This is a genomic window from Paenibacillus sp. FSL M7-1414 (assembly GCF_038003195.1).
Classification (GTDB): Bacteria; Bacillota; Bacilli; order Paenibacillales; family Paenibacillaceae; genus Paenibacillus; species Paenibacillus amylolyticus.
In genome coordinates this window covers 3,606,475-3,627,794 of sequence record NZ_JBBOOS010000001.1, presented here as the reverse complement: position 1 = coordinate 3,627,794, position 21,320 = coordinate 3,606,475, and the positions used below count along the sequence as shown (strand labels likewise).

At 46.9% G+C, this 21,320-nt stretch carries 13 protein-coding genes; 4 read left to right on the top strand and 9 right to left on the bottom strand.

All coding sequences use genetic code 11. The features are described from left to right. Positions 1-182: 182 nt before the first annotated feature. Complete coding sequence (locus tag MHH92_RS15685; RefSeq protein WP_340904758.1) at positions 183-6,566, bottom strand: rhamnogalacturonan lyase family protein; 6,384 nt, start codon at positions 6,564-6,566, stop codon at positions 183-185. Positions 6,567-6,774: 208 nt separating this feature from the next. On the opposite strand from MHH92_RS15685, the gene MHH92_RS15680 reads away from it, so the two are divergent. Next, complete coding sequence (locus tag MHH92_RS15680) at positions 6,775-7,647, top strand: helix-turn-helix transcriptional regulator (RefSeq protein WP_036671442.1); 873 nt, start codon at positions 6,775-6,777, stop codon at positions 7,645-7,647. Between the two features lie 128 nt (positions 7,648-7,775). Here the strand turns inward: MHH92_RS15680 and MHH92_RS15675 are convergent, their stop codons facing one another. Next, on the bottom strand, positions 7,776-8,513 hold the full coding sequence (locus MHH92_RS15675; RefSeq protein WP_076210575.1) for an SDR family NAD(P)-dependent oxidoreductase: 738 nt from the start codon (positions 8,511-8,513) through the stop codon (positions 7,776-7,778). A gap of 176 nt (positions 8,514-8,689) precedes the next feature. On the opposite strand from MHH92_RS15675, the gene MHH92_RS15670 reads away from it, so the two are divergent. Next, a complete protein-coding gene (locus MHH92_RS15670; protein ID WP_036671432.1) occupies positions 8,690-9,304 on the top strand; it encodes a TetR/AcrR family transcriptional regulator in 615 nt (204 codons plus the stop codon). A 285-nt stretch (positions 9,305-9,589) separates the two neighbouring features. On the opposite strand, the gene MHH92_RS15665 is transcribed toward MHH92_RS15670, so the two are convergent. From MHH92_RS15665 to MHH92_RS15645, 5 genes are all read right to left on the bottom strand, one after another. Continuing rightward, entirely contained in the window at positions 9,590-9,943 is a 354-nt protein-coding gene (locus MHH92_RS15665; protein WP_340904754.1) for an SH3 domain-containing protein, read from the bottom strand. 187 nt (positions 9,944-10,130) lie between these two features. Then, positions 10,131-11,780, bottom strand: coding sequence for a glycoside hydrolase family 43 protein (locus MHH92_RS15660; RefSeq protein WP_340904752.1), 1,650 nt, complete (start codon positions 11,778-11,780; stop codon positions 10,131-10,133). 62 nt (positions 11,781-11,842) lie between these two features. Continuing rightward, complete coding sequence (locus tag MHH92_RS15655) at positions 11,843-13,819, bottom strand: YjhG/YagF family D-xylonate dehydratase (RefSeq protein ID WP_340904750.1); 1,977 nt, start codon at positions 13,817-13,819, stop codon at positions 11,843-11,845. Positions 13,820-13,835: 16 nt separating this feature from the next. Beyond that, positions 13,836-15,302, bottom strand: coding sequence for an alpha-ketoglutaric semialdehyde dehydrogenase GucD (gucD, locus tag MHH92_RS15650; protein ID WP_340904749.1), 1,467 nt, complete (start codon positions 15,300-15,302; stop codon positions 13,836-13,838). 21 nt (positions 15,303-15,323) lie between these two features. Further along, on the bottom strand, positions 15,324-16,199 hold the full coding sequence (locus MHH92_RS15645) for a fumarylacetoacetate hydrolase family protein (RefSeq protein ID WP_340904748.1): 876 nt from the start codon (positions 16,197-16,199) through the stop codon (positions 15,324-15,326). Between the two features lie 216 nt (positions 16,200-16,415). Here MHH92_RS15645 and MHH92_RS15640 point away from each other — a divergent pair, with 216 nt between their 5' ends. Next, positions 16,416-17,330, top strand: coding sequence for an AraC family transcriptional regulator (locus MHH92_RS15640; protein WP_340904747.1), 915 nt, complete (start codon positions 16,416-16,418; stop codon positions 17,328-17,330). Positions 17,331-17,452: 122 nt separating this feature from the next. Here the strand turns inward: MHH92_RS15640 and MHH92_RS15635 are convergent, their stop codons facing one another. Then, positions 17,453-18,874 carry a family 43 glycosylhydrolase gene (locus tag MHH92_RS15635; RefSeq protein WP_340904745.1) on the bottom strand — a complete coding sequence of 474 codons (1,422 nt, stop codon included), beginning with the start codon at positions 18,872-18,874 and terminating at the stop codon, positions 17,453-17,455. A gap of 135 nt (positions 18,875-19,009) precedes the next feature. Here MHH92_RS15635 and MHH92_RS15630 point away from each other — a divergent pair, with 135 nt between their 5' ends. Further along, positions 19,010-19,819 (top strand): helix-turn-helix transcriptional regulator, encoded by an 810-nt coding sequence (locus tag MHH92_RS15630; RefSeq protein ID WP_340029367.1) that lies wholly within the window; start codon positions 19,010-19,012, stop codon positions 19,817-19,819. A 314-nt stretch (positions 19,820-20,133) separates the two neighbouring features. On the opposite strand, the gene MHH92_RS15625 is transcribed toward MHH92_RS15630, so the two are convergent. Continuing rightward, positions 20,134-21,306, bottom strand: coding sequence for an MFS transporter (locus MHH92_RS15625; RefSeq protein ID WP_340904743.1), 1,173 nt, complete (start codon positions 21,304-21,306; stop codon positions 20,134-20,136). Positions 21,307-21,320 lie beyond the last annotated feature (14 nt).

Here is a 21,320-nt window from a genome sequence, read left to right as displayed (position 1 = left end):
GCCTCGTCCAAGTCCAATTTCCTTTCATCATTATAGATTGATATTCAAATAAGTCAAACGCTTTCATACTGTGCGCATATAAAAAGTGCTACTCCTCAAAATGATGAGGAATAGCACTTTTGTATGCGTACCTTACTTCAGTTGTATCACTTCTTGTTAATGGAATGCTCGAACATTTCAGTCTACTCTCGTACCGTCACATTTAATTTGTGTGATCTGGTTTCCCCTGAAGAATTACGAAGTACAGCTTCATACTCGTAGATTCCAGGTACCCTTCCAGAGATTGAGGTAACCGCAGACTGTGCAACAGGAGAATGAGATTGCAGCGATTGTGTGTCAATCAATACTCCATTTTCGTAAAGTTCGTATTCGGTTGCGTTTGTTCCCCACCACAGATTCATGGTGACATTATAGTTGCCGTCACCATCCCAGTTGTCGTTCGACAGAACAGCTTGCCCCGGGGAAGCATCCGTGACGATGACTGTCAGTGGAACACTCATGGTTGAACCCAGTGCATTGATCAATTCTCCAGTATAGATATAGGTGCCATTTTTCTTTCCAGTAATATCAACTTGAACAGATTGGGCGGACGGGGATTGATCGACCAGAGAAATTTCTTTAATCAATTCACCATTCTCATACAGCTTGAACTGATTGCCGTTATTCCCCCACCACAGATTCATAGTGATTGTATAGTCTCCGTCTTTGAGCCCCGTGTCGTAACCATTATTATCAGATAACACCGGAGTGCCTGGGGCACCGTTTGCAAGTGGCGTTGTCTGATGGAGCCATTCCTCCCACTTAATCAGCACACTTGTCTGCTCATCCGTAAATACGGTTCCTCTAACTGCTTGAACGTCATTAGCGTAGGCTGCAAGCAATTGACGCGCTTTTGCTCCTTCACGATCGTTTGCTGCCTGTTTGGCCTGCTGTAACGTGTTTGTGAGCTGATCAGCAAGAATGCTGGCATTAGGATCGATCGATTCATCAGCAAAGGTGTTGGTCAGATTAATCAGGCTGTCGAATGTAGTAATAACTGCAAAACTATATTCTACCGTCTGTTCCCACCCAGCCAAATCGGAGACGGTTGCCGTAACCTGGTTCAGTCCGGGTTCCAATGTATACGCAGGAGTGTCGAGAAGCACACCCTCTGGTTCTTCTACACCGGATACCGAATCGGAGGCTGTATAGCCAATTTCCACCTGCTGATCAATGGTGTACTCGGTTTGACCATGAATTTCAATGGTTGGAGGTACGAGATCAATGGATATGGACAAAGACTGTTCACTCTCTTTGTTACCGTCGACATCGACACTCCAGTAGGTGATGGTATGTGTACCTTCTTCAGTTAGAGTCAACTGTGTACCACTTACCGTTTCGCCACCATTAATTTGATAATAGGTCCCTTCAATATCGGAATCTTCATCGCTTGCTGTGAAGGTTACTTGTGCCGGAGAAGTATACCAGCCGTTCTGCAATTCTCCTTCCACAGTTGCCGTAGTATGCGGGGCCTCCTGCTCCGGAGATTCTCCTTCCAACGTAACAAAATCAGATAAAGGTATATTGAATTCCTTCACAAGGCGTGCTACGAGTTCAGACACCTTGATTGCACCGTTCATTTGCAAATGTGTATTGTCTTCCGTTGTGCCTACCCACATGAATATCGATTTGGTTCCTTCTGTGCCAAGCTCCTGGAAATGCTCCCAACTGGCTTGGTTCAGATCGATGATAAGCGTTTCCGTTTCCTGCGCCGTTTCTTTCATCGCCTGTACGTATTCCGGGAAGCTTTTGTTCAGCACCTCTCCGGTAAAATCACGACGGTTCACTGGTGTGACCAGAACCGGAATCGCACCTCTCTGCAGAGCACCGTTAATGTATTCTTTCAGATATACCTTAAATTGCTCTGGTGTAAGATAACGCTCTGGACGTGAAGGTGTGGAATCGTTATGAGACCACTGCATGAATAGATAATCGCCTTCTTGAATGTCGAGTAAAATATCGTTGAGATATCCACCGACCAGGAAGGTTTTACTACTCAAACCTCCAACTGCCCGGTTATCAATACTGACTTCATTTGGATCAAAAAATCCACCTAACGTTTCTCCCCAGCCCGCTTGCGGACGGTAGTTCTCCGCGTAATTGGCCACAGTGGAATCGCTGGCCAAATAAATAACAGGTTTATCGCTTGCACTGTGATCTGGCAGACGCTCCAGCTTCAGCGCATTGATCTTCGGTGCATTTCCGGTAAAGTTGAAGTTAAAGACCCCATCGATCAGGGCAACGTCATACGTGATTTCTTTGAATTCGCCCTTGGCAATGCTTGTAAGCGGCAGCTTTGTCATCTGCTCTACAACGACATTTGCGCTGGTCAATTCCTCCGCATCCCCAATGGTCATCGTTACCCGGTAATTCGCCGGCTCCATTTCCGTCAGGAAGGAGGTGCCGTTTACCCGTGTGAAATCCTCCTTGAGCCAATCTCCGGTTTCCCGGTTCTCATCTTTGGTCAGCGCAGTATCAGCAAAGCCGTACCCATTGCCTTCAATGTACGCTCTTTTGGCATCCACCTTGATGTATCCGTCGGCTGCGTCGCCAGAACCAAAGTCAAATTTGTATTCACTTATCTCTTCGCTTGGTTCACTTGTCAATGAATCCTTCGCCACAGTTAACATGTTAAACGTATGGTCAACTTTAGCCTGCGTGGCTTCCGTATTAAATATAGCTTCCGCAGCTACCAAAGCCCGGTTCACCACGGCCTTCGATGCATCTGTATATTCCGACAGATCAATTGCTTTGATCTCATCGTACAGAGCGATTAAGGCCGTCTGATCGCCACTCTCCGAAGAGAGCTGAGTGCCTTCAATCCGCACGTTGTCGATCTGGGTAGTCCAGTTCAACGTGCCTCCACCGCCTTTTCTTGTTCCCAGGAACCGCATGGATCTGACGTTGTCCGCATATGCACCGGAACTCAGCGAGATATCTGCAATCGTTTGGGTAACTCTCGGATCGGCTAGGTTCGTTAATGTCAGATCCAATGTTTTCTCGGCAAAATTAACGGTTGCATCCACATTGACCCACTGGTTCTTGGAAATATTTGTAGCCGTTCCCCCTTCGGGTATGGCTGTATCCCCTGTGCCGTAGTCTGGGTTATATGCACCAACAAAATAATGAATTTTGGTGCTTCCAGTTTTGGTATACAGCGTGAACAGGGCATTTTCGTTAGAATCCTGTATTGTGAGATGACCTTCTGATGGATAGGCAGTCACATTACCGGATTGCCAGTCAAAGTTCACGTTCACCTGATCGCCGTTTACGGCATCGAACAGACGGAATACCTTGGCCCGATTGCCCGATCCGGAACCCGCGACGGACAGTACCTTATTTCCAGACTGTTCAACAACGGTTCCCGTCATGGTTCCTGCAATACCCGTGGCATTGACCATCGCATACTGGTAGTTGGCAGCGTCGCCTTCAAAGTCCTCCTCATATAGCTGGGCTTCCGGTTCTGGTTCTGGCTCGGAAATATCCGGGTCGATGACCAGTGATGAAATGCTCAGCTCCATGTCTTTGACTGCACCAGCAACGAGTCCGGCAATTTTCTGTGCACCATAGCTGCTGAAATGCGTATTATCGTTGATCCCATTCGGGTATTTTGGATATTCACCCGGATTAGCATATAGGAACACTTTTTCCGTAGCTGTATTTCCAATTTTGTCGTAGTAAGCAATACTCAACTTGCTGAGATCAATCAGCGGCACGTCCTGCTCCTCCGCCACTTCTTTGGCAGCCTGCACATAGGCAGGGAAACTGACGTTGAATTCTTGAGTCACCGTGTTGAAATCTCTGCGTCCAACCGGAGTGAGCAATACCGGGGTAGCGCCCCGCTGTTTGGCACCGTTTACATAACGAGCCATATAAATCTTATAGTCCTCCGGTGATGCGTAACGGTCCGGTATCCCTGCACTCGCGTCGTTATGACCAAAGGAAATGAAGAAGAAGTCCCCCGGCTTAATTCGTTGCAGGATTGTATCGAGACGACCGTCTACCATAAACGATTTGCTGCTTCGACCGCCGATCGCATCGTTCACGATCACTGCCCCATTGGAGAAATAACGTCCGAACTGCTGGCCCCATCCTTCTTGAGGAGCCTGCGCTTCACTGTAAGATTGCATGGTTGAATCACCAGCCATATAGATCGTTGTTGCCGCACCAGCCGCTTTCTCTGGATATTTCTCGATGATGACGTCTTGGATGTCTATGGCTGTACCCGTGAAGAGAAGATCGAGCTGTCCATCCACCACAGCAATATCATAGGAATACTCCAGTGGTGCTCCAGCTGTCACATTGGTTACGGCGAGCTTCTGAACGAATTCAGATTTGACTCCAACGTTCGAGTCATTTGCATCATCGCCTAATCGCAGCGTCACCTTATAGTTTGCATTGGGCAGGTCAACAGCAAATGTCGTACCTGTCGCAACCGAAACCTGGTTTGCCCCTACCGTAACACCACTTGTATCCTTGAAGCCGTATCCCGGATCTTGTGCGTAGAGCGTATCCTGTATGTTCGTACTTCCTGACGCAGTCTCTGTACCGAAATTAAAGCGGTAGACCGGCTCCAGCATTTCAGCTTCGCGAGTCAGCGCCAAGTCGGCTTTAGGGAATGCTGTAGCTTCCGCTCCAAGATAAAAGCCGGTATGAGGCGGCTGGTTGTAGGCTACATTTTGCCAGGCTACGCCAAGTCGATACACAGGATCCTGCATCAGCGTAGGGATGCGATAGTCTGAAGGAATGGTCGTTGTGTAGAGGCGATACTCCGAACTATCTTCGCTCCGCAGCAGAAGCTCCTCACGCCAGTCGCCCAGAATGTCCGCCTGGAGGGCCGGATTGCCTTTGGTATGGTTGTTCGTTAACGTACCGGTTGCCCGGAAGATTTCATTCAGCTTTTTGTTTTGGTAATCCCACTTATAGATGAGCGGAATTCCTTTGGCTGTGCTATTATCCCACTCATGGTCCAACAGCTCCCGCTGAAGATCTCCATCCCACCAGATGGCGAAATTGGCGGTTTTGGGCCCTTCCTCCACAATGTAGATAGCCTCTCCGGCTGCTGAATAGGTATTGGTTACAGGTACACTTTGCCCGTTGGTAACGGTCGTTGCCCATGATTCGTAACCTGGATAGTTCGGATCAATGTCCGCCGACATCCCGCGACCGGTGTCAAAACCTGTTTTCTCACCCCAGAGGATTTCACCTGTTGCCGCATTGCGCATCTCCAATCCGTATGCCGCATCTGAATGTTCATGCACGCTTACGACCTGGTACCCCTCTCGATTTGGATCGAGCTGGCCGGCGTGCATGGCATCACCGTGGCCGAGTCCAGTGCTGTACAGCAAGCTGCCATCATCATCAATGGCCAACGCGCCAAACATAATTTCGTCCTTGCCGTCCTTGTCGACATCCAGCACACTTAGATTATGGTTACCCTGTGATTGATATTGTGATCCTGCTTCATTCGTGTCGAACGTCCAGCGCTTGACGAGTTCCCCGCCAACATAATCATAAGCAACAAGCACTGTGCGGGTATAATAACCCCGGCTCATCACGACACTTGGCTTCGTACCGTCCAGATAAGCGATGGCGCCAAGGAACCGGTCTACACGGTTGCCATAGCCGTCACCCCAATCGTTGACGTTGCCTCTTGGTGGATCATAATTCACAGTAGACACAGCCGCGCCAGTCTCACCGTTAAACAGTGTGAGATATTCCGGCCCTGACAGTATGTATCCGCCGTCGTTGCGATAATCTTTCGTGCCGTCACCAATGACCGTGCCTTGGCCATCCTTCGTGCCGTCCGCCGTCTTGACAACAACCTCGGCCTTTCCGTTGCCATCCAGGTCATACACCATTAACTGCGTATAATGCGCTCCGGCGCGGATGTTGACTCCCAGGTCAATCCTCCACAGCTTGGTGCCGTCCAGTTTGATGGCATCGATATACACATTGCCGGTATAACCTGCCTGCGAATTGTCCTTGGAATTGCTCGGACTCCACAGGAAAACAATTTCATATTCGCCATCCCCGTCCAAGTCAGCTACGGAAGCGTCACCTGCATAATAGGAGTAGGTTCCACCATCCTTAGTCCGGCCATCGGCCGGTTTATCGAGCGGGATAGGTAGATAATCGTTATGCCAGACCGATACAACTTCCGGTTGCATTTGCTCTTTGCCTGCAATAACGGTGGAGATCTGATATTGCGAACTGTCGAAACCAGTGGTGTCCACATAGTTGGTCACATCGCTTATGGGCGATGCGTTCACTTTGGTTCCGTTTTTATATATATTAAAAGCGATATCATCTGGATCGTTGTTTAAATACCTCCAGCTTAAAAAAACGCCGTTGTCTACAAGAACCGCAACCAAACCCCGGTTAAGATACTCAGCTTGGCGACCCGGCTGGCTGCTTGATGACTCTGCACGTATCGGCGCCGGAGGGACAGCCAGTGAAATAACCATAAGGAGTGCTAAAAAAGATACAAACATCGATTTTTGGATGGAAACAGTTCTTCGGATCATTCGATTAACTCCCCCTTATCTAAAAATTCATTTTTAGAATCATCAGTTCGATCCTGCCCAGCTTCTTGTCATATGAACACAATTTACAGCCACCTCCTCTTTATGTTACCGCTTACATTTATCTTACAGGTCTAAAAAAAGACAGACAATCTAAAAAATGTGACGTATTATATAAGATAATTGACTTTTTTAGGAAGGAGATGAAACGATGGTTCATACGGTTTCTTATGCTTTTCGTAATGACGATACATCAATCATGACACTGGACTCTATTGGATGGCAGATCGTCTCTAGCGAGGAATATCGTTGTCCAAGTGATGATAGACCGGACCCGGGGCATGTCGTTTTTCAATACACACTTAATGGCCAGGGTTATCTGGATATTGACAATCAAACGCTCCCTTTACCGAAGGGACATGCCCTACTTGTCAAAATTGCAGGAGAACATTGTTATTACTATAAACAAGAGAACAACGAACCATGGGAATTTATATGGATCAACATTCGCGGGGATGAAGCTAACCGAATTTGGGATATGATGCATGATAATGAGGGACATGTCATTCGACGAAACGCGGACTCTCCCTTGATTCAAGAGTTATGGCAAATTATCCATTTGATTCATCAAGAGAAGGTTACGGACAAGTATCGCTTGTCCATGCAAATCTATCGGTGGTTGCTTATCCTGGTACAGACGAGTCGGGATGCGGAGAAGGATATCGGAGCCCTATCCATAACAACGATTGAGAAATGTAAAAAGTTCATCCGAGAGAATTATGCATCTCCATTGACGTTGGATCTTCTAGCCAGCCATTGCGATATCAATAAACACTACTTGTGCAGGTTATTTCAGAAATCCGAGAAAACATCACCACTAGCCTATCTCAAAGACAGACGCATCGAGGTTGCAATTCGACTACTCCGCACAACGGAACTTCCGATTTCTCAAATTGGTCAACAATGCGGGTTTGAGAGTCCCAGCTATTTCGGCAAAGTTTTTCGGCAATATATGTCCATGTCTCCCAAAGAATATCGCTTGAATAAGTTAGAGTTTCCTTATGAGGCCATCTATTATGAGTAGCTAAACTCGCTTTTTGCTAGTTGTCCTTGGATTGGGAACTGCTCTTATACCAATACAATAAAAAAAGCCGCTAAAATAGCGACTTTTAATGGAATTATGTTCTTTGTGTGCTTCGATAATTGCTGTACTTATTGAGCGGTGTATCCTCCGTCTATGATGAGACTATTTCCTGTCATATATGAAGAATCGTCGCTAGCCAGGAACAGAACGGCTTTCGCCATCTCTTCTGCTTGACCCAAACGTTTCATTGGTGTTGCCGCTGAAAGTGCTTGTTTGCTCTCTTCCGGGATAATCGGTGTATCGATAAAACCTGGGCAAAGGGAGTTTACCCGAATATTCTGCTCAGCATACTCCAGTGCGAGCGAACGAGTCAGGTTTACAACGCCGCCTTTAGCTGCATTGTAGGCTGCAGAGCCAGGCGAACCAACCCATCCGTACATGGAAGCCGTGTTGACGATTGTACCTCCACCAATTTTGAGCATTTCGCGAATCGATTCACGAGCAACCAAGAATACGCCGTCCAGGTCAACATTGACTGTATTGCGCCATTCGGCATAATCAAGCTCATGCGTAGGATGAACACGTCCGATTCCCGCATTGTTGAATACAATATCCACTTGACCAAATGCTTCTACAGTTTGTTTGAAAATCTCAGAAACCTCTTCTTCACTTGTTATGTTTGCTTTAATAAAGAGAGCCTCTGCTTTAAGCGCTTTCAGTTCCTGCTCAAACGCCTTGCCTTTTTCTTCATTTAGATCCACCAAGACCACTTTAGCTCCTTCGGAAACGAATAAGCGAGCTGTCGCTGCACCAATCCCGGATGCTCCTCCTGTGATGACTGCAACTTTATCTTGAAGTTTGCCCATGAATAAATCCCCCAGTATAATATTTTGAATAGCGCCTATATAAATAGTGCTATATGATGTTTACAAAACTAATTCTATGCTTAAAATTGTAACAATCCAATCATTAAGATGTGACCAAGTGTCTAACTCGTAGACACTTTATAAAACTATGTCTATATTTATAGGAGTTTTTTTGAATGAATAATGAACTTATTGTGACATCTCAACATCGTAATCGAACCAAGGAGCACCTAAAAACTGCTCTGATTCAGCTCATTAAGAAAAAAGGATTCCATGGTGTTTCTGTCAAAGACATCGTTGATCAGGCGGGTTATAATCGCAGCACGTTTTATTTACACTATCAGGATAAATATATTCTCGCCGAAGAGTTGTTGATTTTGACACTCGAAGGATTGAGGGGCGCAGTAGGCAAACCCTATTGGCACGGTCAAAAGGTTTCAACAAACAAGCTGGATGCCGAATCTTTTCAAATCGTGGATTATATCTACGAGCACCGTGATTTCTTCGAACTGATTCAATACGATGATACGTTACCCGGTCTACATACAGGCTTTCCGCAAACCATACTCAAAATCTATCAGGAGCAATTTGTCTTTGAGACGATCAACAACTCCCCAGTTAATATGGACTATTTCAAGTACTATACCGCCTACGGTTTTTTTGGACTATTAAATAATTGGATATTAAGCGGATATCGTGAATCACGTGAGGCATTTATCAAAAACGTGATTGATCTCACCAAAACGCATATTCACTCTTTTCATTATGTCGGTAACACGTTTGAATCTTGATCTCAAGTAAGTTGATTTGTGAACATCACAATGAACGATATGTCTGCTTTAGATAACAGGCTAGTTGCAGATGGAGCAGATGCTCCTGATTACTCAGGGACATGCCCAGACACCAACAGGACGCAAAATCACAAGGGGATTTAAAGCACAAATAAAAAAACAGGCATGCATTTACACGAGAGGAATAAAATCCTCAAGGTACATGCATGCCTAATTACGAACGAGACCATTACAACTGCGAAACAATCCAATTATGATGCAGAGTAAGTTTCTCTATGCCTTCGATTATAATTCCGATGGAGTCAATACCTTATTTGGTAACCAGCCCCTCTCACCCTCTGCGGTATGAACAAAACTCCATTCATTTAGTTCAAATTCTTTTGTAACGATGATGCCGGGTTTTACGGTTAATTCGTGTGCAGAATAATCTGATAATGCAGTCGCGATCTGTTCTTCATTGGGAGTGCTTAAAATTTGCTTTGGTACCCAGCCGCATTTTTTAGAATGCAAGGATTCACAGAAAATCCAGTTGGGGAATTCAGTATCTTCTCTCCCATATAGGATCGTATCTCCTTTAGCTAAAACGATGGGATCAGGATAGTTTGAATTATGGGGTTGAACAACTTTATATAATTTCATAATATGCCTCCAACTATTATATTCGACCTGTTACCGACAAACATAATATCATATTATTATATAGTTATTCATCCCTACTTAATAAAGCAGCCCCCTTCACAAGGGGGCGCTGCTTTATCCGAATAGAAATATTTTAGCACGAGTTCATATTATAATATTTGGATAATATGACACAATATTATAAATTTCATGATAACTCTCCAGACACACCATCCGCAGAATCTATATGGCCTAATGCATTCACTGCATGCTTTGTTTCTTTATACATAAAGTAATCAAAATCGGCATGTTTTCGGGTTCCACCTAGATCCTGCACACAAAGACCGATATAGGTTCCCGTAAACCGGATATACTCCGGAGATTCATCGGACAGATGTGTGATATCAACCCACTCGCCTGCTGTATTCCAGGATGAATCACTATTTAACGCATAATAAAAGCGGGTGCGATCTTGATCCACCACAGCCTTTAAACGGAGCGTGCTCACCAACTCTAGCGGAATATCCTCCAGCAGTTCGTCGTATACCCCGTATTTGGACTGAATAATCCCCAGGCAGAGCCCTTTCTCTTCATGATAAGTTACACGTAAATAGAGATAGTCCTGGGTATCGTAGTACAAAATCAATCCGGCCATTTGCTGTGGATGGTCCGGCGCAAATTCCAGACACGTCTCGGCTTCACACTCCAAGGCCTGAAGTCTCCGTGCGATCATGCTTTGCCTGTGAGTTGAACTCATTGACTCCATGCCGTGCAAGCGTAAGTAACCGGGACGTTCCGTCAAGCTGAGCCAAGTTGAATCGGGTGGAATGCGAAGTGTATTCCAATCATGCCGAAGCTCAAAGTGATCGAAATGATCCATTTCAACAATCGGCTCAAACGGATGGGACTGGTTCATCGGTGCAGGCACCTGAACCTCCGGATATCGGTCACCGCTCGCAAGTCTCAGCCAGCCGTCCTCACTCCACGTACATGGCTGAAGTGCGGTCTCACGTCCAAGAATGCAATATTTGTGCTGAACGGGTCGTCCGACCAGATGAGCCATGTACCATTCGCCGGTATGCGTTTCGACCAGACTACCGTGGCCTGCCTTTTGCAGAGCTAAATCCGGTCTGCCGTATGAAGTGAGGATCGGATTGGCAGGATCGACCTCATAAGGACCTTGTAACGTACGGGAACGTGCTGAGGTAACCGCATGCTCATAACCGGTTCCACCTTCAGCCGTAATGAGATAATAATAGTCCTTGTGTTTATACAGGTGGGGTGCTTCGGTCAGGCCTAATTCTGTTCCCTTAAATATGTTCATGGCCGGTCCGATCAGCTTATGTTCCTGGACGGAATATTCCTGAAGAACGATGCCTGCAAACCGATTTTTGCCCTTACGGTGATCCCATATCATATTGACCAGCCACTTACGCCCGTCTTCATCATGAAACAGGGAAGGATCAAAACCGCTGCTGTTCAGATACACCGGATCGGACCAAGGACCCTTGATATCCGTTGCTGTCACAAGGTAATTGTGGGTATCTTTAAAAGCGCCTACCCGGCTTTTGACATCGGTGTAGATCAGGTAAAACACACCGTTGTCGTAACTAAGACAGGGTGCCCATACGCCTCCGGAATTAATGTTGCCCTCCATGTTCAACTGCGTTACACGAGTCAGCGGAGAAGCGATGGGCCGCCAATGAACCAGATCCCGGGAATGGTGAATCCGTACACCAGGGAACCATTCAAAGGTGGAAGTAGCGATATAATAATCCTCCCCTGCTCGGCAGATGGACGGATCGGGATGGAAACCGGGAAGGATGGGATTGGTGATCATTTTCTTGATCTTATTCATGGAAGAAACCTCCGGTATGAAAGTAATGATCTGTACAACAACAGATACACAAAAGGTGGATATCAGTACCAGCCCAGAGCTTTTTTGCCGGCTTCCAGGGCGGTTACGATCCGCTCTACATCATATACATTTCCTCTCCAAGTACCACCGCTGACCGATTGCAATGCAGCCCAGAGCTTTGTATCATCCGGCAAAGCTTCATCAGGTCTCATATCTGGATGAAAGGGCCTTTGTGCCAGGATGAGAGCACCTTCTTCCGGCGAAAACTCCAGATCGCCTTCTCCGACAAAGTTAATGCTACCCTCCAGCGTATTACGATCAACCGTGATGTCAATCAGGTCTCCGTTCCGCAACTTGCCAATCGGTCCGCCTGCCAGCGCTTCGGGGCCAACATGACCAATACACGCTCCGGTGGAAACACCGGAGAACCGGGCATCCGTAATCAGTGACACGTATTTGCCAAAAGGCAAATGTTTAAGCGCAGATGTAAGCTGGTACGTCTCCTCCATTCCGGTTCCCGATGGACCTCGCCCAAGAAGCACAACAACGTCTCCAGCCAGAATACCTCCGGTCTTAATCGCATGGATCGCCTCACGTTCAGTGGTAAAAACCTTTGCTCTTCCACGATGACGATATACGCCATGTTCATCCAATACAGCAGGATCAATAGAGGTGGATTTGATGACTGAACCTTCCGGAGCGATATTCCCGGTTGGAAATGTTACGGTCGATGAGATTCCAAGCCGCTGAGCGTGTTCTACACTCATGATGACACTGTCTGGATCGATGCCGTCCTGCTCTTTTAACTGCTTCCGCATGAGATGACGGCGTTCCGACGATTCCCACCAGTCCAGTACCTGACCCAATGAAGTACCTGTAACCGTTGGTACAGACTCATCCAACAGACCAAGCTGTCTGAGGTGTAGCATGACCTCCGGTACACCTCCTGCCTGAAAGACACGTATGGTCGGATAAAAGATCGGTCCGTTTGGTAGGGCGCTAACCAGCCTTGGAACATTTTTGTTGACCTGTATCCAGTCCTGTACCGCGGGTATGGTTAAACCGGCGGCATGGGCAATCGCCGGTATGTGAAGAAGCAGATTGGTCGATCCGCCAAACGCGGCATGAACGGTCATCGCATTGCGAATGGATGCATCGGTGACAATGTCTGCCATCCGCATCCCCAGTGACTCCATATGGATGAGTGCACGTGACGATTGGCGCGCCATTTCAAACCAGATGGGCTGCCCGGAAGGTGCAAGCGCGGCATGTGGCACTGTCATACCCAGTGCCTCTGCTACAACCTGGGCCGTAGCCGCGGTACCTAGAAACTGACAGCCTCCTCCCGGTGTAGCACAAGCTCGACATCCTAAATCCGAAGCCATTTCCAGAGAAAGTTCCCCGTTGACGTACCGTGCACCGATGGTCTGAATTTTACCGGCATCCTCTCCATCGGTAGGTGGAAGTGTGACGCCACCGGGAACGATTACACCAGGCAATTGCGGCATGCCGGCAAGTGCGAGCATCATCGCTGGAAGACCTTTGTCACAAGTGGCGACACCAAGCACGCCTTTACGAGTTGGCAGCGAGCGAATCAGTCTGCGAAATACCATAGCGGCATCGTTCCGGTACGGAAGCGAGTCAAACATGCCGGTCGTCCCCTGTGATCTGCCGTCACACGGATCGCTGACATATCCAGCAAACGGGATTCCTCCCCGGCGTGACAGTTCTTCTGCGGCAGCCTTCATCAGCAGGCCGACCTCCCAGTGGCCGGTATGGTAACCGAGTGCTGCCGGGCTGCCGTCTTCATTGCGTATGCCACCTTGTGTACTCAAGATCAGAAATTGTTTTCCGTTCAATTCCCCGGGCTTCCAGCCCATTCCAACATTCTGGGACATGCCAAACAAGTCGCCGCTTGGAGCATTCCGCAGCAAATCATCCGTTAAAGGCAGACGTCCGGCAGCCCCTGGAGCATGTGCTATGATATCGAAGCAGTTGGACGCGGTCTCTCCCATAATCGACGTAATCTGTTCGTACATGGTTGCCTCCCACAGTTTATGACTTCACAAAGACCGTTTTGATGGCCGTGAAAAACTCGATAGCCGCTTGCCCCTGTTCTCTGGAGTGTGAACTTGACATCTTCATTCCGCCAAACGGAGCCTGCAGCTCTACGCCGGCTGTTTCTGCATTAATTCTGACCAGTCCTGCATCCATGTCCCGGATGAAAGACAACATGGCTCCGACGTTCTGTGTATAGATGGAAGCACTCAAGCCATAATCGCTATCATTAGCCGCTTCGATGGCTTCCTCCAGGGAATCTACCGCAAACAAGGCCAGAACTGGGCCAAAGATTTCTTCCCGGGCGATGGACATATGGGATTCGACCCCTTCAAATACGGTCGGCTGCACATAGAATCCCTCTTCTAATCCCGGACCGTCCCCTCTTTTTCCACCAGTGAGCAGAACGGCACCTTCATCTTGGCCTTTTTGAATATAACTCAGCACGGTATTGAGCTGTCCTTCGCTTGCACATGGACCCATCCAGCTTCCAGAAGACATGCCGTCACCCAGCCGAATTTCCTGGATTTGCGAGAGCAGCTTTTCTTTGAAGGCATCGTATACTTTTCGTTCAATAATGACCTTGCTGGTGGCCGTACATTTTTGCCCGGTCGATTTCAACCCACCGCTGATCGTGGCTTCCACAGCCAAATCCAGGTCGGCGTCAGCCGCGATAATAATCGGGTTTTTCCCACCCATTTCAAGTTGATACTTGGCCCCACGTGCCAGTGCTGCGCCGCCGACCCGTTTGCCCACTTCATTGGAACCTGTGAACGTTATTCCGCCCACATCCGGATGCTCAGCAAGTGCAGACCCGATCACTGAGCCCCTGCCGCATACCAGATTAAGAACGCCTGCCGGAATGTCCGCCTCTTCAAAACATTCCATTACTTTAGCTGCAGTGACCGCAGTTTCCTGAGCAGGCTTCAACACAACCGTATTGCCGTAAATCAAGGCCGGAGCCGTTTTCCAAATCGGAATGGCTACCGGGAAATTCCAAGGAGCAATAACCCCAACAACGCCAAGGGGTACGCGAGTCGTAAACATCAGTGCTTCGCTGTCCGTTGATGGAATGACATCCCCAGTTTTTCGCATGCCTTCTCCGGCGTAATACCTTAAGATTGCTACACCGCGCAGTGTCTCTCCTTTAGCTTCTGGGAGTGTTTTGCCCATTTCCCTGGTCATCGCCTCTGCAACTTCATCGGCCCGGCGTTCCAGCACATTGGCTGCTTGAAATAGATAGTTTCCGCGTTCCGCGCCCGATAACCTCCGCCAATCTTTTGCTGCTTCCTTCGCGGCTGCAACAGCCCGGTTCAGATCCTCTACGCCTGAGGTGGGTACGTAGCCAACTACCTCCTTCCGATTCGCCGGGTTGATGCTCGGTTCGGTTTCACCGGATGTCGCCTTCACCCATTCTCCGTTAATGTAATTGCTGTATGTCTGCTCTACCTGAAATGTGGTCATTGCATTCATCCTCCTTGTACATTAGTTTGAAATGACTGGATTAATAAGTGTCCCGATATCGCTAATGGATATTTCAATGCGGTCCCCTGGTGCAAGTGTAAAATCATTAGGGGGCACAATGCTTGTGCCTGTTAATAACACCGTACCGTCAAAGAGATCGTTATCTCTGGCCAGAAAAGAGACCAGCTCATCGAGTTTTCGGTTTAACTCACTTGTGCTTGCCTCGCTTTTGACAACTATTTCACCTTCGCGATATATTTCGCAGACGATGCTGAACGCATATGGATTCTGCACCGTTTCCGCTAGACGAATGGCTGGCCCTATCGAGCAGGAATTGCGCCACATTTTTGCTTGCGGTAGATACAGCGGATTCTCCCCTTCAATATCGCGGCAACTCATGTCATTGCCAACGATGTATCCCACAATGCTGCCATCCCCGGCAAGCACCAACCCCAGCTCCGGCTCAGGGATCTGCCAATTGGAATCGCTGCGAAGTGTGACAGCCTCATTGGGCCCGACGGTGCGGGCTGCTGTAGATTTAAAAAAGATCTCCGGTCTTTCGGCATCGTAAACTTTATCGTAAAAGGTCTTTGCATCTAGCTTGCCTTCCGTTGCTTCATAATTTCGCGCTTCCCGGCTACGCTGATAAGTCACACCCGCCGCCCATACTTCCGGAGCTTCCAATGGAGTGATTAGATGTAAGGAAGTCCAATCGTCAGTTAACTTGTTTAATGGTTTAAAAGCGCTTTCAACAAGTTGAACTGGAGAAATCCCCTGCTTTCTTGCTTGATAGATCAAAGTCATAAAATCTGCTTGTGGCAAACGATACGCTTGTTCATCATCCGTAACGGCTGCCAGCCACTTCTGTTGTCCGTCCAGAAATCGAATAATTCTCATTCAAGCTTGCCTCCATTTTTCCCCATCGGGTTGATAATACTACCATAGCACCCGCTATGGTTCATGACGATGTTCTAATCACTCCGACGATTTACCCTTTTCACGCATTTTTTTCTGTTAAGATGAGGTTAGATCCATTAAACTAAAGATAATTTACGAGGACAATCCGATGACAGGATGTTGGTATATAGAATAGTACAAGGGGGTTGGTTTGCTGTGACCAAGCTTTCGGATGCTGTGTATTTAGGTCGTCTACCCGATGTTCGCATGTCTTTTCAATTATTGGGGCTGCATGCAAGAAAAGTAGATTCAAGCTGGACTTATCCGTCTCATGAACATTCAATGTATGAAGTGCACTGGATGATGGACGGGCAGATGAACATGGTTGTCAACGGGCAGTCTTATCGTCAGTCGGTTGGTGACCTTCTGTTCATCCGGCCTGGTATGACCCACTCTTGCACCGGAGCCGGACCGGAGGGGTTCACTTATTTTTCCGTGCATTTCAGCATACACGATACATCCTTTTGCAGAGAACTTAACCGTTGCAAAGACATCTATTATCCGGCAAATTCGAATTTGGCTCTGGGGCTCTCACCTTCCCTGTCTACCTTGTATAGTTTGGCTACAGAGCATTTGTCTAGCTCGCTATCTTCCTCCAAACAAATGAAGGTACACGCCGCCGTGTTTGAACTGCTCGGTTCCCTGGTCGGTCAGTTATCTCAGCAAGCCTCCGTTACGTTGTCGAGAAAAGAAACCATTGCCCATCAGATTGCTGAGCACATTGAGGATTCGGTAAGGTATATCCATCTTCACGGGGAAATTCAGGAGAGCGATCGAACCTGGATTCAGGACATTGCCAAATCGCTGAGCATAAGCCCGTCACAGGTTAATCGTATTTTTCGGGAGGTATACGGCATCGCTCCACGCAAGTTTCTATCCGAAACCCTTCTGAACGAAGCGCAGCGGCTGTTAAAGCAAACCGACTTGAACATAGACCATATTGCGATGATGCTGGGTTATAAGACCAATGCGCATTTCAGCCGCCAGTTCAAGCGGTGGACAGGCATCGCGCCAAGCGAATATCGCAGCCATTCGCAACAGGCCGGAGAAGCCAACGATGCGGATGACTAAAAGTTTAATCATAAAAAAACCAACTATCTGAGCCGCATAGGCTGATCGGTCAACAAAACAGCTACTGGATGACCAGCAGCTGCTTTGTTTTGTCTGGATTGCTTAGATCATGTGTTTGAGGATTACGCTAAAATAAATGATGCAAGGCTTGCACTTCCAGAACCTCTGTACGTAAAATACAAAGCTTGTATACCATCCGGAATGGTCATCTCGACTGAATAGGGTTTCCAATGATTGGTGAAATGTACCGGGATTGTACCCAGGACAGGACCGTCCCATGCGGTTTTGACCTCAAATACCCCGTGACAATATCCCCGTACCTTGATCGAGACCTGGCGAATTCCTCGGCAATCAAAGTATTTAAAACCTGCCGTTGCGGATTCAACCATATTGGCGATATATCCGACTTCTTCATCACCGTCTCTACCATCCTGGGTGATCTTTGGAAAGCGGCTGTCCAGCCAGGCTCCTGCCCCAAAACCTCCAGTGTACTTCTGATCATCTTTGGTCAAAAGATTACATGCAAGATATGCGGGGTACTCGCCTTTTCCTTCAAGCGGTCTCCCACTTGGACCAGAGGAGGTCATTTCCACCTGAGGAATGCTGCCGTCCTCTGCAAAAGATATCTTCTCAATACAGCCCTGCCGGTTGAATGCGTCCCCATTGGTATGACGGTGATAGAAGACATACCAGTCTCCGTTGATCTCCACAATGCTGCCATGGTTATTGCCTCCATAATACATGGGTTTGTCAGCAGGTTTGTAGGAGTTGATATGGAGATCACAGTTGCTTACGATGACGCCCTGATATGTAAATCCTTTATTTGGAAATCGACTGGTGGCATAACATAATTCATGCATAACGATGGAGGAATACACCAGATAGTAGGTATCACCTCTCTTCCGAATGGAAGGCGCCTCAAAAAATTCATGGCCCTCATAACCGCTGCCCTCACTGTAAGGCTCGCTCGGTGCTACGAATATGGGTTCTTCTACAATCGTCAGCATATCCGGACCTAGCATCGTGGCCATCGCGCCATGTCTTGATTGGTCTCCGGCCGCACAGAAGCCGGTATACAGATAAGTGTGCTGTCCTTCAGTCATCACGCCGGGATCGAACTGGGGCTCGTCCCCTTCTCTTTCGCCCAGACGAGTGCCGTCGCCATATTGTACATAACCATAGAATTCATATTTGCCAGCAGGTGCATCACATACAGCCACCGAAACAACGGGTACCTTATCGAGCACATAATACAGATAATACCGCCCATCAGGACCCAGCGTAACATCTGGCGCATACAAGCACATATGGCCATTCGGATTCAACGGGTCATCTGTTTTTCGGTAGATCACCCCTTCATTTCTCCAATTCCCCAGGTCATTCACCGGTGCAGACCAGCATACATAATCGTTCAGACAGAAGGCATGTCCGTTAAAACGGTCATGTGAACCATACACATACACTCTTTCATTGAATACATAAGGCTCACTATCAGGTACGTACTCCCAGGATGGAAGATATGGGTTGAACCCCTGCTTGTTCATTCCAGCTACACTCCTCATATAATTGTAATAGTACATTCGTTCTATGAAATAAAGATAACTCTCGTATAATAGAAAATAGCTTAAGTAGTGTATGGGTTATTCTTTTCTACAACTTAAAGATAAAGGGGAAGAACCATGACATCTATTTTTTACGTTGAATGTGACGCGGTACATCAGAATCATTTTGTTTTTGATATCCCTGAAGGGCATGATGCCTGGTTATTAGTCATTACACAGACCCCTGCCCAGTTTTGGGTTGATGGACAACTTAAGGAATACCCGGCTCATTGTGCTGTACTTTTCAAACCGTATCAAAAAATATATTATCGGGCTTGTTCAGAGCGCTATATAAATGATTGGATTCGTTTTGAAAGTGATGAACCGTTTGTAACCGATACCTCCCTTCCGCCAGGCACACCTTTCCCACTGGATGATCCGGAATACTGTCATAAGCTGTTCCAATTGCTTGTTGCAGAGCATTCTTTTCAGAACGATTACCGGGAATCATCCATCAATTGCCTGCTGCGAACCTTGTTCAATAAATTGCTTGAGTCTTGTGTCCAAGAGGATATTAGTCCTCAGCACTATCCTCTGTTGAAGCTTCGAACGGCAATTCATAACCATCCCAGCCATCCTTGGACAATATCAGAAATGGCGAAGATCATAAACGTCAGTCCGGGGTACTTGCAGTTGATGTACAAGAAATCGTTTGGCCTCTCGTGTATGGAGGATGTTATTCATAGCAGAATACGTTTGGCCAAAGAATATCTCAGACATCATTTGTATACGGTTGCAGAGATTGCCGATCGATGCGGTTACCGTAATGTCGAGCATTTTTGCAGGCAGTTCAAACAAATGACCGGTTCCTCGCCTAAACAGTTTCATAAACGACATGAAGGTGTCCCGGCTGACTTAACAGAGTTGGGATATAAATCTCACTTTTAAGGGGGATGTATTTAGATCAATGGAAAAATTCCCACTCTGTCCAATGGGCGTTTACATACTTTAGCCATTTAATCGGTATAAACGTCATCGAGGTTGTTAGCGTTCTCTGCTGTCATTTTAAGTTAAGGTTTTAGACTGTATGATGCAATGACATATTCTCAAGCATGATTGATCAATTATCATATTGTGATACGCAAAACACACGTGATTCTTGTTATAACTTTGTTATAGGCCAAAAAGATCTCTTGAGCAGTGAATGCTGAAGAGATCCTCTTTTTATTTTACTCATAAGCAAGAATTACCCATCATTGAAATTACACTGGATCTGGAGTTCCAGTTCTGCTTCTCGATTTCTTAAATAGCAGTATGGCAAGAAGTAAAGCAATTCCTACAGCTCCAAAACCCAACCAATTCAAATACAGGACAGATGTACGACTGATCACAATCCCACCTAATCCAGATCCCAGTGCAAAACCAAACTGGATAAACGACGTATTTACGCTAAGGGCAATGTCAGGATTACGAGGTGCCAGTGTAACCAGATATAGTTGCTGGGCCGGAGATATGCTCCACGTTGCTAACATAAAAATCATTAAAACCAAGATTAACATCATAAGATTAACTCCAGCTAGAGCAAACAAAAGAAGAGTTATGCCTTGTAACAGAAGGCCTAGACAAATTGTAAACTTTGATCCCTTTGCATCTGCCAATTGTCCGCCCACTTTTGATCCGACAAAGCTGCAAATTCCCGCGAGAAACAGAACACCGCTTATCTCGGTCATAGTAAGAGTGGATGTAGCTTGCAAGAAAGGCGTAATATACGTGAACAGTGTCGAATAGCCGCCGATATACAATAATGTAATAAGCAAGGCAGTCAGAATGAGTGGATTTTTTAAAATGGAGAGCTGCATTCTGAGGGTGATCTTTTCTTCCTCTTTGATTGCCGGAACCTTTTTGTAGATAATAAGTAATGGAAGAACACTTAACAATCCAATGAATATAAATAGAACTCTCCATCCAAACATTTCACTAAAAAATGTGCCCAATGGGACACCGAGCACTAGCGAACTGCTTAGCCCCATCAAAATGATGCCGATGGCATTGCCCCTTTTTTCTTTTTCAACCAGTCGTGTCGATACGGCCATCGCTACTACGGTAGCCACTCCTCCGCTAGCCCCTTGAATAATTCGCACCCATAGTAAAGTTTCATAAGAAAGGTCAACAAGCATAAGTCCGTTGCTGGCAATAAACACACTGAGGGCGGACAACAGTAACTTCTTGCGATCCATATTTATTGTAATTGCAATGAGAATCGGAGCGATAATGGCCGCTGCCAGAGCAAATACAGTCACCAGTAAACCCACTTCGGAAGTAGATACGCTCAAGTCTGAGGCGATCATTTCAATGACTCCTGTAATAATGTATTCAAGGGTTCCGATCAGAAAAACAGCCAATGCCAAGATATATATAATCCATTTATTTTTCACTTTAATCCACTCCG

Bases quoted from the DNA above. Each gene is read 5' to 3' on its own strand.
- MHH92_RS15645 (WP_340904748.1), bottom strand. From the start codon at position 16,199: ATGAGAATTATTCGATTTCTGGACGGACAACAGAAGTGGCTGGCAGCC.
- MHH92_RS15665 (WP_340904754.1), bottom strand. From the start codon at position 9,943: ATGAAATTATATAAAGTTGTTCAACCCCATAATTCAAACTATCCTGAT.
- MHH92_RS15675 (WP_076210575.1), bottom strand. From the start codon at position 8,513: ATGGGCAAACTTCAAGATAAAGTTGCAGTCATCACAGGAGGAGCATCC.
- gucD (WP_340904749.1), bottom strand. From the start codon at position 15,302: ATGACCACATTTCAGGTAGAGCAGACATACAGCAATTACATTAACGGA.
- MHH92_RS15655 (WP_340904750.1), bottom strand. From the start codon at position 13,819: ATGTACGAACAGATTACGTCGATTATGGGAGAGACCGCGTCCAACTGC.
- MHH92_RS15680 (WP_036671442.1), top strand. From the start codon at position 6,775: ATGGTTCATACGGTTTCTTATGCTTTTCGTAATGACGATACATCAATC.
- MHH92_RS15635 (WP_340904745.1), bottom strand. From the start codon at position 18,874: ATGAACAAGCAGGGGTTCAACCCATATCTTCCATCCTGGGAGTACGTA.
- MHH92_RS15630 (WP_340029367.1), top strand. From the start codon at position 19,010: ATGACATCTATTTTTTACGTTGAATGTGACGCGGTACATCAGAATCAT.
- MHH92_RS15670 (WP_036671432.1), top strand. From the start codon at position 8,690: ATGAATAATGAACTTATTGTGACATCTCAACATCGTAATCGAACCAAG.
- MHH92_RS15660 (WP_340904752.1), bottom strand. From the start codon at position 11,780: ATGAATAAGATCAAGAAAATGATCACCAATCCCATCCTTCCCGGTTTC.
- MHH92_RS15685 (WP_340904758.1), bottom strand. From the start codon at position 6,566: ATGATCCGAAGAACTGTTTCCATCCAAAAATCGATGTTTGTATCTTTT.